This is a genomic window from Nostoc sp. WHI (assembly GCF_015714725.1).
Taxonomy (GTDB): Bacteria; Cyanobacteriota; Cyanobacteriia; order Cyanobacteriales; family Nostocaceae; genus Nostoc.
Genome location: NZ_WBKM01000352.1, coordinates 28,766 through 44,645 on the forward strand (window position 1 = coordinate 28,766; position 15,880 = coordinate 44,645).

Here is a 15,880-nt window from a genome sequence, read left to right on the forward strand (position 1 = left end):
AATGTTTTTAATGATGCAATAGTGCTACCTCTGCAAAGTAACAGTTAAAGCATATAACTTTAAGAGGTTATTGAAAAGCCAATTTTTGATAATAAATATGAAGAATGTAGATAAAGTAGATATTGGAACGTTGTACGTAAGCGAAAATAAAATACAGTATAAGAAGAATACAGACTAGGTTTATTAGAAAAATTCAGTACAAATCCAGCAAAATGCTACACTTTTATTTTCGTTCACGGGTTTATTTGTGTCTTTAAACCCCAGAGTCATCCTATCTGCTAATTGTATAGAATTATTAAGCCGAATTCTAACTTATACTAAAACCGATTTAGAACTTAATTTCTCAATAATCGTTAAAAGTGTTATCAAGCAAAGCTTGCAGCCGATAGAGTAAAAGTTCATCTATTAGCCGTTTGCAGTGTACAACGAATGTATTGTTTCTGCTCACTATGCCACAACTAAGACTTAGCATGATTACTGATAACAATTTAGACATAAATACTATATTAGAGATATTAGAAGAGCAAGTGCTTAAAAGTGTAGGAAGGCGTTTATCAGAAGCTGAAATAATTGTAATTAAGGGATCTTGGGATGGCAAGGATTATAAGGAGATGGCAACCGATGGGGGCTACAATTCCTACTATTTACAGCAGAAAGTAGCACCGCCGTTGTGGAATATGCTTTCAAAAGTTATTGGTAATGGAGTGAAAGTAAAAAAAATATATTTAAAAAATATTTTATTTAAATTAGCAAAAAATGATTATGTAGAAAAATTAGAATTTTCTGAAGGTGAGAATGAGCGCTTAGTAGGTAAAACTTTAATTTATGGAGAATTACCAAAAACAAAATATTTTCATGGACGAGAAAAGGAAATAAAATATTTAAAACGAAGGATTGCTTCTTCTAAAGAGAGCAGTATAGCTTTAATTGGAGTTGGAGGAGTTGGGAAAAGTTCATTAGTAGCAAAATTAATAGAAGAAATACTTATCGATAATTCGGATATATATGAATGTGTAGTTTGGAAAAGAATTGAAGCTTGTTCGTCACTTGAAGAATTAGTTGACGGATTAATTAAACTTTTAAGATTAAAAATAAATGATGAATGTTTACAGAAAAAAATTAGTTTTTTATTAAAAACTTTACAATCACGTCCTCATCTGCTTGTATTAGACGGACTTGAAGGGTTAGTACAAGCAGAAAATTTTGAAAAAAGAGTTGAGTATGGAAAGTTCCTATTTCAACTTGCAGATGAGCAACAGAAAAGCTATACAATCGTGACAAGTCAACTGCCTTTAGAGGAAATTATTGAGGTAAACACAACTCTTTTAATTTCATCTATTAAAATACAAGGTTTAGACGAAAATGCAGGAATGTCCATGCTGCATGATAAAGGTTTATATGGGGAATATTGTAAAAAATTAATTGAAACTTATCGAGGAAATCCTTCAGAGTTGGAGGTAGTTGCTGAACGAATTAATCGTTTTTGGGGAGGTGATGTAGAAAAGTTCTTTGAATATAAAACTACCTTAATGGGTCAACAACTTCAATCAATGCTAAATCAGCAATTTAGGCAAGCTGGACTTTTAAATAATATTCAAAAAAATATAATGATTTATTTAGCAGAGAAAACATCAGAAGAGATAACTTCGATTTCATTCCCTAACATTCTTGAGGATATTAAAAAAAATATAGACGTATCAACTTCTGAGGTAATAATAGCACTAGAAGTTTTAGAGCAGCGCTCGTTGATTGAGGTTAATAAAAAAACAACAAAGCAAGAGATAAGTTACAGTTTACAACCAGTTATTAGAAAATATATTTTAGTTGATCCATTAGGGTTAGTGTATAAAATTTCTAGTTGTCCAAAATCAAATAGTTACAATCAGGAGTAAAAGTGGTTTACTGCATAAATCACCTTTGTAACCTGCGTCATAACCCTGATGATATTGAAAATTGTTTAGCTTGTGGAACCCCCTTGCTAATAAATGAACGTATTCGTCTGCTGCGACCATTACGCCCTTTAGAAAAAGATATAGATAGCTATACAGATGTTTTCGAGGTTGAAGATATTGATCCCAAATGGGGAAAAAAACCTCGAACAAGAGTGATGAAAGTATTAAAGTGGAATGAACCTAAATACGTTGAGCTAGTGCGACGAGAAGTACTAGCATTAATCAACTTATCTCATCCGGGAATTCCTCAAGCTGCTAGTAGTGATTACTTTACTTTTACACTACCAAAGGAACCACGTCTAGAATTGCATTGCTTAGTAATGGAGAAGATGGAAGGAGAGAATTTACAACAGTGGTTAGAAGTGAATGGCAAAATTTCTCAAAATGTAGCACTAGAATGGATGTTGCAATTGCTGGACATTCTTGATCATGTACACAAGATAGGATATTTCCATAGAGATATTAAACCAACAAATATTATTTATCAACCAACGGGTAATCTGGCACTTGTTGACTTTGGTACTGTAAGGAAAATTACTAGAACTTACTTAGCGAAAGTGGGGTCTAGCGGAAAAGATAGCATAACAGGAGGAGGAGGAAGTGGATATGAGGTAACAGCAGTTTGTTCGATTGGGTTCTCTGCACCTGAACAAATGGATGGTCGAGCGTTACCGCAATCTGACTTCTATGCGTTGGGACGAACTATCGTCAATTTGGTTACTGGCGTAGCAATGTTGCAGTTACCAACAGAAGATAGGACAGGAAAGCTAATCTGGAGAGATAAAGCACCGCAGATTGATAAGCCTGTAGCAGATTTAATCGATGAAATGATACATCCTTTTCCAGGGTTTCGACCACAAACTACAGAAATAATAACTGAACGAATACAAAAGCTTCCTTGGGAAAGTAAAGTTCATCATTTCCTCAAGTCTAAAGTTTTTAAGATTGGAAGACTTGTAGCAAGTGCATTAATAATTTTTGTAATAGGCAAGTTATCTGCACCTAGTGTAGCTAATTATTTAGTTGCTCAAGGAGAGGAATTAGTAGCAAGGAATGATTATCAAAGCGCAGAAAATTTTTTTGGTTGGGCAATCCAAACTAATCCTTCAACTAAACTGGCTATATCTAAGTATTATTTGAATAAAGCTTCTCATCTCATGCTAATAGGTAATTTTAGCGCGGCTAAAAAGGATTATGAGCTTTCTATAAAATATAACAATCAAAATATAGATGCCTACAACCTCTTAGGAATAAACTGTCAGCAATTATCAGATAATAAATGTGTAGAATATGTTTATCAAAAATTGCTTCAATTAAACCCAAACGACTGGACAGTGCATTATAATTTAGGACGTTTTTATGATGGACAAGGAGATTATGAATTAGCACAAAAAGAATATAGTATAGCTATTAACAGTAGTAGTTCAGCGATGATAGCTCTTAACAACTTGTCCAGACTTAAGATTAAAATGGGTAACTACAATCTAGCAATTTCTTTAGCTCGGTCAGGATTAAAAAAAAATAACGACCCATTAATACAATCCGCATTATATAAAAATTTGGGCTGGGCAAGCTTAGAACAAAATAAAATAAGTGATGCTGAAAAATATTTACAAAAAGCACTGAGTTTAGATAATCAAAGAATAGATGCTTATTGCCTATTAGCTAAAGCGCAAGAAACATTAGGTAAAATCGATGATGCCAGAATTTCTATAGAATTCTGTTTACTTGCTAATTCTACAGATTCAGACGTTACTATTTGGAGACAGGAATTACTAGATCGTATACTGGAAAAATGATAAGCTAATAAAAGGAAATAATACTAAAAATAGTGAAATTTTTGTGGGATTAAGTACAAAATATTGGGCATTTTTCTGCTTGACTTTTTTGATATTAAAAGATGTATCATTGGTCGCAAGTGTACCACTAATAAGAGTTAAAAGAAGCCAAGCTCGCTGTGAGGCAATTGGCAGGATAATGGGCAGAGGCGAGAAACGCTTTGGTACTAAAAGCTTGATTTGTGAAAAAGAAAGCATAGAAGTTTTAAACGGTGGTACTATTGACTTTCTCTGTTACAGTTCTGGGAAAGTTTTAAAATTATCTAGTGGTATTGTTTCAGACAAATGCCCCAAGATTGAAACTATTAATGCTAATTGCAACCCTAACAATGTCGTAGGATGCTTTCGTCCCAAAGGAGGCACAGAAGAAAGCGATGAGCCGACAATTATTTCTCCTTACAGTACTTCAACATTGAATCCTCGCCCGGAAATAACTTGGACTCCTGTTAAGGGTGCTACTTCTTACAAAGTCAAAGTAGAAAGTTACGAGTTTAGATGGGAAAAAATTGTAAATCAAACTCGGCTTGCCTACCCAAGTGATGAAAAGGAGTTTCAACCGGAGGGCATATATACAATATATGTCTTTGCTTACAAAGATGGTAATGCTTTTAGCTATGACTCAACGCCTGTTAACCTATTGTCTATAGCTTCACAAGAAGAAATTGCACAAAATATTAAACGCATTAAAGAATTAGGACTACCACCAGAGGAGACTGTTCTTGATATAGACGCAATCTATGCGTCAGAAAATCTTTTAAATGAAACAATTGAGATGCTGAAGTCACACACGGAAACCGCAACTCCTAGCCGAAATCCAACTCTTTACAGAGTACTGGGCGATCGCTATCTGAGGGCTTGGTTGACAAACGAAGCTAAACGCCAATACACCAAGGCTTTTGAGATAGCGAAAAGTAGTAATAATTCAAAAGAGTTACAAAAAGCGCAAGAAGGTTTGAAGATGGTGAAATTCTACAACCAACTTCCCACCAGGAGGAACGGGGCCCAGTAGTAAGATTTTTGATATTGGGGATTTGACAGTAAACTCAATTGTGCCTGACGTAGTGCCTCTGCTTTAGGTAAGCCATTATTCAACCCTTTATAAAATTCTTGCATAAGCAAAGCGGTAGAATTGGCATCCACGCGCCACAAAGTAGCGACAGTACTCCGCGCACCTGCCTGGGCAGCTATCCCTGCAATTCCCATCACTGACTGCTTGTTGCCTTTTGCAGTTTCGCAGGCGCTGAGGACTAGTAACTCAATTGCATCTTGACTATTTTCAGTTTTGTCTCTGATTAAGCTGTCAAAGTCTCTAATATTAATTAGTTTGTCATAGGCTACCAGTACTGTTTTGAGTGGATCAGAACTGAATTGACCGTGGGTAGTAATATGTACAATAGGAAAATTATTTTGAGTCAGTTCTTCTTTGAACCTTTTAAAGGTAAATTTATCGTCTAACAAGGCTACTGACGATTTAGTTTGTTTTTCAACATTTTCTAGTTCTTGTTTAGATGGAGGCAAATTTCCCATGTTTTTGGGTGCATTTTTATCTATATAGCTGGGGCTAATTTTTGATAGTCCAGCTATCAAAGCTACCATCTGGTTTTCATGCAAGATTCTAGGTTCCCTTACCCTAGAACCTACAGTTCCTGCAATACTATAATGCTCTATTAGATAATCTTTACCATCATATAATAATCCCATTGGTAAGCTTTGAAAAGATTTATCTAAAGTGAATACTAACGTTCCTGATGAGGGTATATATTTTTTAATTGGTCTAATTAAAGATTCATAAATTTTTTGAGAATAATGGGTAATAGCGCTCTCATTGATATTAATAAATTTTTCGCTTTGTAACGCTTCTAAAAGTTGATTCATCTGAAATCTGACTAACTTAGAGTCAACAGAATGATGGTGAAGTAAGCCATCTGGAGACTGAACAATTATCTCTATAGTATCTTCTAAGTCAATAATATTAATTACAGATGGAACGTTCTTGAGATTTTGAAGCTGGTTTAAAGCAACAATGTCAAGCTTGCCACATCGAAGAAAGTTTTCTAAACGTGCTATTTGCAGTCCTTGATTTATTTGTATTACTTTTTTTAGATCAGGACTAGGAGATGCTAAGAGTAATCGCATATAATTGCGATATGCCGGTTCCATTTCCTCCTGGAATGAGAACTGTAAATCTCGGTTACTTGACAAAAAACTATCACGAACTTGAGTCATGTTTGCGATCGCAGCATTATAGTTCTGAATCGCTAACTCAGTTTTTCCCTGCTTTTGGTAAATTAGTCCTAACTGCTGTTGCCATTGGTAGGCGATATCGGAAGACCGAATTGATTGAGCGAATCCTAAAGCTTTCTTAAAATATGCTTGTTTTTGTTCTGTTTGAGTTGATAATTTACCTAAAGTACCAAAACTATAGGATAACCATCGGATACTATTAATAGTTTCAGCCATTTTCAAGGCTAATTTAGCATATCGAATTGCTACTGATTTCAATTGTTCATCTGGGATCTGGCTGAGGTTATTAGCAAAATTCAACCGAGCATGAATAGATGGCTCAGGTGATAACTCCAAAAAGGCAGAAGAATTTTCATCTATTTGATTTACCAATACTCGGATCTGTTGATTAACTTTCTGATGAAGGTTCGCTTGATTTGGTTGATGACTGAGCCATTTTTTCCAACTTATCAGTAAAGTTAAGTGATTCAACTGAGCTTGTAGTTTAGCTGATTTGGAGATATCTGGTATATTTTCTAATATTTGGTAATACAAGAGTGATTTTTGCGCCTTTTGTGGAATAATATTAGCAATCTGCTCTCTAAAAAGTGGTTCCTCTATCCAAGAATATTTATCTTGCAATTGCTGATAAATTGTCTGTTCAATATTACCCAGAGACAGATAGATACCGCTAATTTTTGATGAAGATACAAGTTTTGCTAGCGTTAATGTTTCTTGTAGAACTGTTTCAGATTCGTTTAACTTCCCCAGAATCCGCAAGACTTCTCCGAGATTCTGTAATCCAAGCAAGTTAACCGATGTTGCCTTCTGCTTACCAATTAATGTCGTCAGTTGCTCTTTTTCAGCAACAGCAAGTTGCTGCAAAGTCGGGTCGCAAATACTTAGATTTGTATTAAAGTTTAAAGCTTCTAAAAGTGTATTGCAAGCTTGTTTATGTAATCCTAATGCTTGGAAAGCAAGGTTTTCATTAATCAGGCTTTCCGTAATTCCCTCTTGATCTTTTAGTTGACGATAAATTTTCGTAGATTCCTGCCAACTTTTTAAAGCATCATTTGCCCGATCTAGAGCTAATTGTTCGTGACCTGATGAAGTAAGGGATACCGCTTGATTTTTTAGGAATTCTTTTTCTTTTTTTACAGTCTGGGCAGGGGAAGATGATTGAATTAGAATTATAGATAGCGCTAAAACGCCTGATAGGAGATATTTAAAGCAACATTGAGGTGAAATCATTTTTCTATCTTTTTATTACTGAAATACTGAAAAACAAGAACTTACAGACAGTGAAGCATCATCCAAAGCTAAATTTGCTTGGTCTGTCGTCAAAACAAAATTCCCTTCAGAATCCTGAATCAAAGCGTTGGCTTCTACAATTTGTGTGGGTTGGTTAATTCTTAATGATTTTGGATTATATAGATTATTAAGACCTGAAATGGGAAAAGAGTTACTTTGTTCAATATTGTTATGTATTAGGTCGTCAGGCCTAGATTGTAGATTGCGACTACTAACAGCAAAGCTACTGGTTCCTGTGCCTACTTGTTTTTGGCAAGCTGGGGTAATTTGAGGAGTTGTTGGAACCCGTTCTGGTGCAGCTTTATTGATGCCAGAATTATTATCCAAAGCGTTGATCTGGATATTACCATTCAATCCGAATTCTGAACTAGCTGTAATTTTGCTATCGGGAGAAGAAAAGAATCCGAGAGCATTGATGTTGATATTACCGCCTCTTCCTTTAAGGGCATTGGCTGTAATCTTACTGTTTTCTATGACAATCAGAAGATTGGTATCAATAATGATATTACCGCCATTTGCGGAGCCTGTTACACTAAAGCCAGAATTTGCAGCAAGGGCAGAGATTAAGCCTGGGTCACTTGATGTAGCATTGATAGTACTATTACGACGTACTAATAAATTATTTGCTTGCAAGAAAATATTCCCTCCCTGTCCTGACGCAGTTGCTGCTCCAATATTTGAGTTATCTAAGTTAATATTGTTAGCATTAATTTTTAAATTTCCGGCATTACCAGTTCCAAAATTACTTACATTAACTAGAGTGCCATCTTTGAGAGTTAATCGGTTAGTATTGATTGTCACATCACCAGCATTTCCATTAGTAACTGGTGGCAATTCTAGTAATTGTTGTAGTGCAGTAGAAATAAAAGCTGCGGTTGATGATATACCAAAAGGTTGGTCATAAACTAATCCATCAGAGGTTTCTCGCGTTATATCTATAGAATTGTAAGCATTAACTACAACATCTCCTGCATTCCCCTTTCCTAAAGTGTAAGAATTAATATTACTTCCATTTTGTAAAAGAACCTTTGGTGCATTAACTGTTAAAATACCAGCATTTCCAGTACTAAAAGCTGCAACACCTAATTGGCTTGATGCCAGAGAAACAAAAGGATTAAATCCACTTAATTGAACTCCCTCATTGGCATTAATAGTTAAATTTCCACCCTTCCCCTCTCCAAATGTTCCAGATATTACTGTTGCCCCATTTAAAAGCGTTAAATTTCCTGTATTGATTCTGATATCTCCGCTATTACCAGAAGAGAAAGTATAATTACCAATCCCACTAACTTTAGTAGGATCAATAGAAGAAAAACCAATTATTTGCGTCGATTCTGAGGCATTCAAAATTATATTGCTACCGTTTGATTCTGTGAAAGTTTTAGCATATATAGCTGCTCCATTTTGAATAACTAAGTTCTTTGCCGACACTTCAATATCACCTGCATTTGCTGCTAAATTTTCACTTAACAATCCACTGGCAATCTTTCCATCAGAGGAAGTGCCACTTAATTTTATCGAGTCAAGGGCATTTGCATTGATACTTGCCCTTGCTTGAGTTCCTTGGTTTTGAATTAATGCTATCGAACCATCGGCTAGTGAAATTTGCTTGCCGATTAAATGAATTGAACTGCTACCGATACCACTAGCGTCTACTAAAGCTTGTTGAGATAATCTAATATCTTGAAAATTTTGTACATCCTTATAATTCAAAATCCAGCCATTAGAAGTGGGATTGAGGTTAACCTCACTGGATCTGACACTGCCTATTTCAATCCGTCCTCCAGGAGCGGTCAAAATACCTCCCAGTAGGTCAACATTACCTCCTATCAAAGCGAGGGTTTTTCCTTCAGACACCCGTAGACTATTAGAGCTAGTTGCAGATCCTAAAATGGGCGAAAATAAGGGGGTAGAAACAGTTAATCTATGACCTGTACCTTGCACAATAATTGCCCCTGGATTGCTTCCCAATTGCAAACCAACTGGAACACTAATAGTTAGTAAGGGTGTAGTTTTCACATTCGTGGCACTGAAGTAAAATTTATCAGCAAAATTAATGCTATTTGCCGTACTAGCAAGAAATGAACCACCAAGATTTAGTGAAGCATTAGGGCCAAAAATAATCCCGCTAGGATTTATCAAGAACAGGTTAGCAGTACCGTTAGCTCGAAGTATACCGTCAATATTTGATATGGATGAACCTGTTACCCGACTAAATATATTCTGAATATCAGTCGGATTGTTGAAGTAAGCAGTGTCTCCAGTTGTAAGAGAAAATTTTTCAAAGCTGTGGAACAGATTATTACCTGCTTTCGTACCTTCATTAATAGTGGTGATATTACCCTGATTCGTGACTTGAGAATTATTAGGTAACGAAACATCAGGGACGATTTGTGCAACAGCTTGGGCCGAAGATAACAGGTAGTTGAAGGCACTTATATAAAAAACATAAAATCTACTTTTTTGCATTCTGATCTGAATTAAACTCAGAAGTGTACTTTCACTTTTTATGTAGATTACTGGCTAGCAATATTACTTATCTTCGAGATGAGAAAAAACAGGCTTTCCTGTATTTATCACCTGTTCCACAATATCGGCAGCACGACTGACTCCTCCAGCGCGACGAATAGCTGCTTGTAATCTAGAAGCATTTTTTTTGTAGGAATCTTCTGTCATTAACTGCTGGATGCTTGTTTGTAGGCGGGGAACAGTTAATTGAGATAAGGGTACAACTTCTCCAGCCCCTGCCCAAGCTAAACGTGCTGCTACTGCTGGCTGGTCATTAGCAATTGGAATAGCTAGCATAGGTATACTGTTGCTTAAAGATTCTAAAACCGTGTTCAACCCTGCATGGGTAACGGTAAGGGTTGTCTTTTTCAGTAGTTCCAGTTGAGGTGCATAGTTAACAACTAACGGAGAGCCAGGTAATCCTTGTATTAATTCTGAACCACTAGACCCACCAAGAGAAATTACTAGTTGGACATCTAAGCCAATACAAGCTGAGGCAATAGTGTGAAAAATTTCTAGTAATTGATTTTGTATAGTTCCAAGCGAAGCATAAATCAACCGTTGTCCAGTCAACTTTTCATACGGAAAAGGTGTGGGTTCTCGTCCAGTTGGATCTTGGTAAGGGCCAGTGAAATGAAAGCACTTGGGCAAAGACTGCCTTGGGAAGTCAAGCTCTTGCGGCAATTGACTCAGTTGTGCAAGTTGAGAAAAGCTATCTTTGTGAGGTGCTTGAGAGTAGAGTGGCAAGCTCCACTTTTGCCGATATATGTCTAAAACTTGAGTAAGTGGTTTTGTGATCTGTCTCGTCAGCAAATAAGCTGCTCTATTACGTAGACGTGCCCACAATGCTGTGTTATGGCTCCAAGATGTGAAAAAAGGTGGAATGCTGGCTTCTTGGTTAACTGGCAAAGCATTGCAAACAGTAATAAAAGGAATTTGCAGAAATTCTGCAATAGTCTCACCTTCCACTGTAAGTTGATCTACTAACAACGCTTCTACACTAGCTGCTTTAATAGCTTGCGGTGCTTCGCTAAGTAGGAGATTTATTCCTTCTTTCATCAAAATCATAGTATATTGCAAAGCGCTAAAACCGCTTAATTGCCCCAACTTTGCTAAGGACTGTGCGGTTGCTCCATAAGGATGCTGAGACTCTCCTATCATGCAAAAATTTAGTCCCGCTGCTAGTGCCTTAGATTTAGCATCAGCAATTCCAAATAGAGTGACACAGTGTCCACGTCTTTGTAATTCTCGCCCCAATGCTGTCATTGGGTTAAGATGTCCAGTGCTGGGTGGACAGAGGATACCAAAATGAGTCATAGTTATAAACTTTTTTCTACATGACTATCAACCGCGATCGCCCCAAGTATTATTGCATGTCTTGATTAGAACCATCTCTGCAACACATTGCATCTTAAGTATTAAAGATAGATAAAAGGTGTTTAAGTTAGCACTGTCTATTATCTGTAGGTTGCGATCGCGGATACATGCCTTTGCTTGTAAGCTAACATACTACAAATGTGTAAGAAATATTGATGCTTTAGTTTGGCAATGTTTGGAATGCCAGCAATGTATTTTTTGTAACTCATAGAAATTAGGGAAACTCAGCTAAATCGGGAACACAGGAAACACAAGAGACAATCGTTTTTCATTGAAAGCAGTTACTTGTACTATTATTGACAGCGTTGCTAATTACTGACAAAAGTAGTTTTTTGCGATCAAAGTTTCTTTTGTAAGAATTGCTAATTTCGGACTCCCTTAGCAAGTTAAAATCATGATTTTAATCTTGAACTTAAGCGAATCACGTTTATCTGCTTGATAGTAGATGGTTAAAGGCTAAGAAAATTTTGAGATTGCGATCGCGCTCCAAGAGTTCAATAAATACCATGCAGATATAGCTCCTAAAGGCAAAAGACCGCGCTGCCTCTTTGTCTCAATGAAATTTTGGCTACTATAAGTCCCTTGGCTACACAAAAATTTTCCTTTACTACTAAAGAAGGATAAAAGCCAGGGTAATTTTGTGCTTTGGACTCATTTTAGCCTGACAGTTTAGCGTGTAAATTGATACTCAGATATTATTCTTCATCATCTTCATCCTCATAATCGTAATCATCACCATGTTCTTCGTACCACTTTTCCTCTTCAGCTAAGGCCATTTCTCTCTCAATCATTTTTCTCTCTAGGGCTTCTCTTTCGAGCTTTTCCGCCTCAAGCTTTTTTCTTTCAAATATTTCGTTTTTTATCCGTTCTCTCTCTCTGGTTTCTCTTTCTACCCTGTCTCTTTCAAGCTGAATTAATCGCTGTTCTACTCTCTCACAGTAAAAATCCAAGGCTTTACCAGTGACACCTCCGGTAATTGCACCACCAACTAAGAATATCAAGGCAGTTTTCCAGCCGCCAAAGGGATTACCGCTCCACTCCAGAGTACCCTCATTGAACCATACCAGTAGGAAGTAGACGAGAGTTCCAATAGCAGTATTGATCAGAGCAAAGACTCTTGGTGTCATCTCGGATTGACGAAGTATCAACCACTGCCCCAGACTGAGAATCACACCAAAGATGAAAGCAGCGATTGCACAAAGAATAATATTGCCTGGGAAAGTGAATGGATCTACTGCAAATTTAATGATTAGCGTGATAATAATTGGGGCAGAGAGCAAAAAGCTCAGGAGTAGGCTAGCACTAATCGCAAGAAACCAGTAACGACCGAGATAACCCAGGCGAAATTCTAAGAACGACTCTTGTACTCCAAACAAAGTCATCCAAAATGCAATACTCGCCGTCAAATAATCAAGCATTAACCGTTGTTTTACCCATGTCTTGAAGAGGGTATTTTCTAGAATACGCCCAAACAGTATTTTGTTGTTGTGGTACCTCTGGCGTAGTGGTTTTTTTGATACTTGGTCTATGAGATTTTTTAATGAGTTTTATATTTGGTAGTGCTTTAAAGCTGCAAAATATAAAAAGCAATGAAAAACCCCATCCTTCGTATTGTTGGGGGGATAGATAAAAAACATATATCCCATGATGACACAATTCAATATTTGTTCAACTGCTGTCAGCCTGGAGGTGGGGCAATGAACAAACCACCATCTAGACGCAAGAAAATTACCCCTGCGACATCTGAGGAACCAAAGCTAGCAACTGACTCTGCAAAGGAAAATAATTCTGGGCAGGATAACCCAGCCTCAGCAACAATTACGGTGACGGCTGTTGAAGTAAGAGAGTTGACCGACCAAGAACAAAGCTTACGCTTGCAATTGGAACGTCAGGTAGAAAGGGCATTTTTGTCAGCAGGTCAGGCGCTGATGGAGTTGAGGGACAGACGGCTGTACCGTTCCACGCACCGTACTTTTGAAGAATACTGCCGTGAACGCTTCAATTATAGTCGTGATGCGGCGTACTTGAAGATTTCGGCGACTGTGGTTTATGAGAATCTTCAAAAGTTTTTGCCGACCAATGGTCAGCAAATTCCAATGCCGACCAACGAACGACAATTGCGTTTTTTGGCGAAAGCTGAGTTGGAACCGGCTGTACAAGCGAATGTATGGCAACAAGCAGTAGAGCAAGCTGGGAATAAGATTCCTTCTGGTCGCATAGTGAAAGATGTTGTGGATAGGATACGCGAAAGTCCGAAAGTACCCAATCCTTACCATATTGGTGAAATATGCATCCTTCTGCCCAAAGAGAACCTAGACTTGAGAGGTAAAACAGGTTATTGGGGCGTGGTAACTCATGTTGGCGAATACAGTTGTACAGTCCAGACCTGGGACGGCGATTATACCGTGAAGATTGAACACCTGAAATCACTGGAATTGCTTGATGAAGATTGCTTTTTTATGCAGCAGCTATGTGTGAGGTTACAGCAGTTGCATCAAGTGGCCAGCCGTGACTCTTCTGTGGATTGGCTGTTGCAGGGTTTGGGGAAACAAGCTAAACCTTATTTATCTTCGTTGCAGGCAAAATTGCTGGCGACTGTGGAACGGGAGTACAAAATCGAGTGGAGGCAACAGAAATGATGGTCCAGCTAGGAAACAATAATTTAATGCAACAAAGTTTACTTAACGAGTTTAGTTTCAAATATTTCTCGCCACAATTCAAATTCAGGACAATTGCACCAAAGGGTAACGAACCCATCAAAAAGTTTAGTTTCTGAATTTTCAACTCCCCTTGGGAGAACTTGGATCAAGATAGGAATATCCAAATCACATTTCCAATTTTCTATTTCTTTCTGAAGTTGGGCAATAGTGTCTTGATGAAATCCTCGGTCGTTGTTGGAACACTGAACAAGTAAACATCCATTATCAGAATCTTTGACTCGCTTGATCGAGAAATTAATCTGCGTCCACATTGATTGGACTTCATTGAAAATATTAGGCAAACCATAGTGATTGCCTAATATTGCCTTTCGGCGTTTAGATTCACCCATAAGTCCCCCTCAGCAATACAAATTTTGACAAAGATGACGAAGAAGATAAGGAATTTCCTGACGACGAGTAAGCTCAATAGCGCTCAGACTAACCCCCTGGGGGTTATTAACTACTAATACTATTATAACGATAAATCAAGGGTTTCAAGTATTTTGCAGTTGCAAGGATTGGGGATTTTACCAAACCTTATCTGTCATCCTTGCAGGCAAGGCTGCTGGCATCTGTTGAAAGGGAGTACAATCTTGTTTGGAAGCAGCAGAAGTGATGAATTTATTGAGTGTAAAAGCAGCTTGAAAGTTCAAAATTTAAAATCAAATCGGGTAGGTGTTAGTAATTGGAGAACTTTTCACCCAAATATTCCGACTGTTATAAAAATCTCCACGTTGCTCCAAGGTAAAACCACCAAGCAACAATCCTAACCACACCTCCACCATCGGCATTTGCAACACACGTTGCAGTTTAACTAAAGAAATCTCATCTTTGACATTTATCAGGTAGTTGGCGATCGCGCTCTGCCATTTTTGGACATCCTCATCTGATGCCAAATTGCGGACATCTTCTAAAGTTGTCACCTCATCAAGCATTGCCAAAACATTCGCTTTTTCAACAGGTGCTGCTACAGAATCACCCTCCTGGTTAGGATATGAAAATTGGTGTAGGCCATGTGGTTTAAAGGTTTGTGGTGTTTGCGGTTCAATCAAATCATCTAAATCTAGGTGCATTGTTGTCCGCACCAACCCAGCGAATATATCGGTACTAATAATTGGCCCCTTTGGGCTATTGCGATCGCGGGTATCTTGCAACAGTACTTCGGCACGAGACTTCAGAATATCCGCAATTTGACTGAAGGCAAGCGCTGCGGTTAATAACTGTGCCTCCAAGGGTAAATTTTCTAGCTCGGCATCTAAACATTCCCACATCGGTGCTAGTGTTGATGTCGCTGGAGATTCGGACAACTCATCAAGCACATCCCAGATAGTTAATTGACGATATGTGGTCATCTCTAAGATTGTGGATGCAAGGGGCAAGGCCGCACTGGGCAGTAGCTTGAGGTAATCTCAAACATATCCTTATATTGATATAGTGAAACACTATATTGAGATGCAAAAGCCTGTAACACCTGATCTGTATAGGCGCGGATCTTGCCAGCCGTTAGCCCAAAACAGTGAATTGGGTCTAAGCGGCAAACAGGCTTTTGCCCCAGCCAGAGTTCTGCCGACATAGCGTGTAATGGTTTATCCCCTGGTTCTTTATACAAATACAGCACTGCAAAATATGTTGCTGGTGGTTCGACTGCGATCGCATCAATTTCTGCTGAATGATTTTCACTCCGGCGACGGTAGAACGAACGGCGATTGTGGCAGACTTTTGGATTCCAACACCCATCCCCTGCTGTTCCATGTAAAACTTTGGCTTTCGTTGTTGGTAGTTTGGAACATAACTGACACTTGGGATCAAGTGGTTTGGGCATACCTTACTCCACTTCCTCTCCGATTGCACGATAGTAGGCAGCGATCGCAGCCTCCTGTTCGCTACGGAGTGTATAGCGTCGAAACGCCTTCTCGCTTTGATGTCCAGTCAGCTTACGGGCATGGCTGGGGTCAACTCCCAATAGCAATAA

General features: G+C 38.0%; 11 protein-coding genes and 1 pseudogene. 4 read left to right on the plus strand and 8 right to left on the minus strand.

The window, feature by feature from the left end; all coding sequences use genetic code 11:
• Window positions 1-470 precede the first annotated feature (470 nt).
• The 3 genes from F8S12_RS36125 to F8S12_RS36135 all read left to right on the plus strand — a co-directional run bounded on the left by F8S12_RS36125 (window position 471) and on the right by F8S12_RS36135 (window position 4,799).
• On the plus strand, window positions 471-1,892 hold the full coding sequence (locus F8S12_RS36125) for an nSTAND1 domain-containing NTPase (RefSeq protein WP_196521154.1): 1,422 nt from the start codon (window positions 471-473) through the stop codon (window positions 1,890-1,892).
• A gap of 2 nt (window positions 1,893-1,894) precedes the next feature.
• Window positions 1,895-3,751: a protein kinase domain-containing protein gene (locus F8S12_RS36130; RefSeq protein ID WP_196521155.1), complete on the plus strand. Its 1,857-nt coding sequence runs from the start codon at window positions 1,895-1,897 to the stop codon at window positions 3,749-3,751.
• A gap of 178 nt (window positions 3,752-3,929) precedes the next feature.
• Window positions 3,930-4,799, plus strand: a complete 870-nt coding sequence (locus F8S12_RS36135) for a hypothetical protein (protein ID WP_230968511.1) — start codon at window positions 3,930-3,932, stop codon at window positions 4,797-4,799.
• On the opposite strand, the gene F8S12_RS36140 is transcribed toward F8S12_RS36135, so the two are convergent.
• The 4 genes from F8S12_RS36140 to F8S12_RS41350 all read right to left on the minus strand — a co-directional run bounded on the left by F8S12_RS36140 (window position 4,760) and on the right by F8S12_RS41350 (window position 12,627).
• Window positions 4,760-7,264 carry a CHAT domain-containing protein gene (locus F8S12_RS36140; RefSeq protein WP_196521156.1) on the minus strand — a complete coding sequence of 835 codons (2,505 nt, stop codon included), beginning with the start codon at window positions 7,262-7,264 and terminating at the stop codon, window positions 4,760-4,762. The genes F8S12_RS36135 and F8S12_RS36140 overlap by 40 nt on opposite strands.
• Window positions 7,265-7,279: 15 nt before the next feature.
• Window positions 7,280-9,793: a two-partner secretion domain-containing protein gene (locus tag F8S12_RS36145; protein ID WP_196521157.1), complete on the minus strand. Its 2,514-nt coding sequence runs from the start codon at window positions 9,791-9,793 to the stop codon at window positions 7,280-7,282.
• Window positions 9,794-9,856: 63 nt separating this feature from the next.
• On the minus strand, window positions 9,857-11,149 hold the full coding sequence (locus tag F8S12_RS36150) for a glycosyltransferase (RefSeq protein WP_196521158.1): 1,293 nt from the start codon (window positions 11,147-11,149) through the stop codon (window positions 9,857-9,859).
• A gap of 755 nt (window positions 11,150-11,904) precedes the next feature.
• Window positions 11,905-12,627 carry a hypothetical protein gene (locus tag F8S12_RS41350; RefSeq protein ID WP_230968512.1) on the minus strand — a complete coding sequence of 241 codons (723 nt, stop codon included), beginning with the start codon at window positions 12,625-12,627 and terminating at the stop codon, window positions 11,905-11,907.
• Between the two features lie 279 nt (window positions 12,628-12,906).
• Here F8S12_RS41350 and F8S12_RS36160 point away from each other — a divergent pair, with 279 nt between their 5' ends.
• Entirely contained in the window at window positions 12,907-13,848 is a 942-nt protein-coding gene (locus F8S12_RS36160; RefSeq protein WP_196521164.1) for a hypothetical protein, read from the plus strand.
• Window positions 13,849-13,886: 38 nt separating this feature from the next.
• On the opposite strand, the gene F8S12_RS36165 is transcribed toward F8S12_RS36160, so the two are convergent.
• From F8S12_RS36165 to F8S12_RS42160, 4 genes and pseudogenes are all read right to left on the minus strand, one after another.
• Window positions 13,887-14,258 carry a hypothetical protein gene (locus tag F8S12_RS36165; protein WP_196521159.1) on the minus strand — a complete coding sequence of 124 codons (372 nt, stop codon included), beginning with the start codon at window positions 14,256-14,258 and terminating at the stop codon, window positions 13,887-13,889.
• Between the two features lie 312 nt (window positions 14,259-14,570).
• Window positions 14,571-15,260 (minus strand): hypothetical protein, encoded by a 690-nt coding sequence (locus F8S12_RS36170; protein WP_196521160.1) that lies wholly within the window; start codon window positions 15,258-15,260, stop codon window positions 14,571-14,573.
• A 2-nt stretch (window positions 15,261-15,262) separates the two neighbouring features.
• Window positions 15,263-15,730 carry a hypothetical protein gene (locus F8S12_RS36175; protein ID WP_196521161.1) on the minus strand — a complete coding sequence of 156 codons (468 nt, stop codon included), beginning with the start codon at window positions 15,728-15,730 and terminating at the stop codon, window positions 15,263-15,265.
• A 3-nt stretch (window positions 15,731-15,733) separates the two neighbouring features.
• Window positions 15,734-15,880 (minus strand): annotated as a pseudogene (locus F8S12_RS42160) (tyrosine-type recombinase/integrase); the annotation flags it as partial.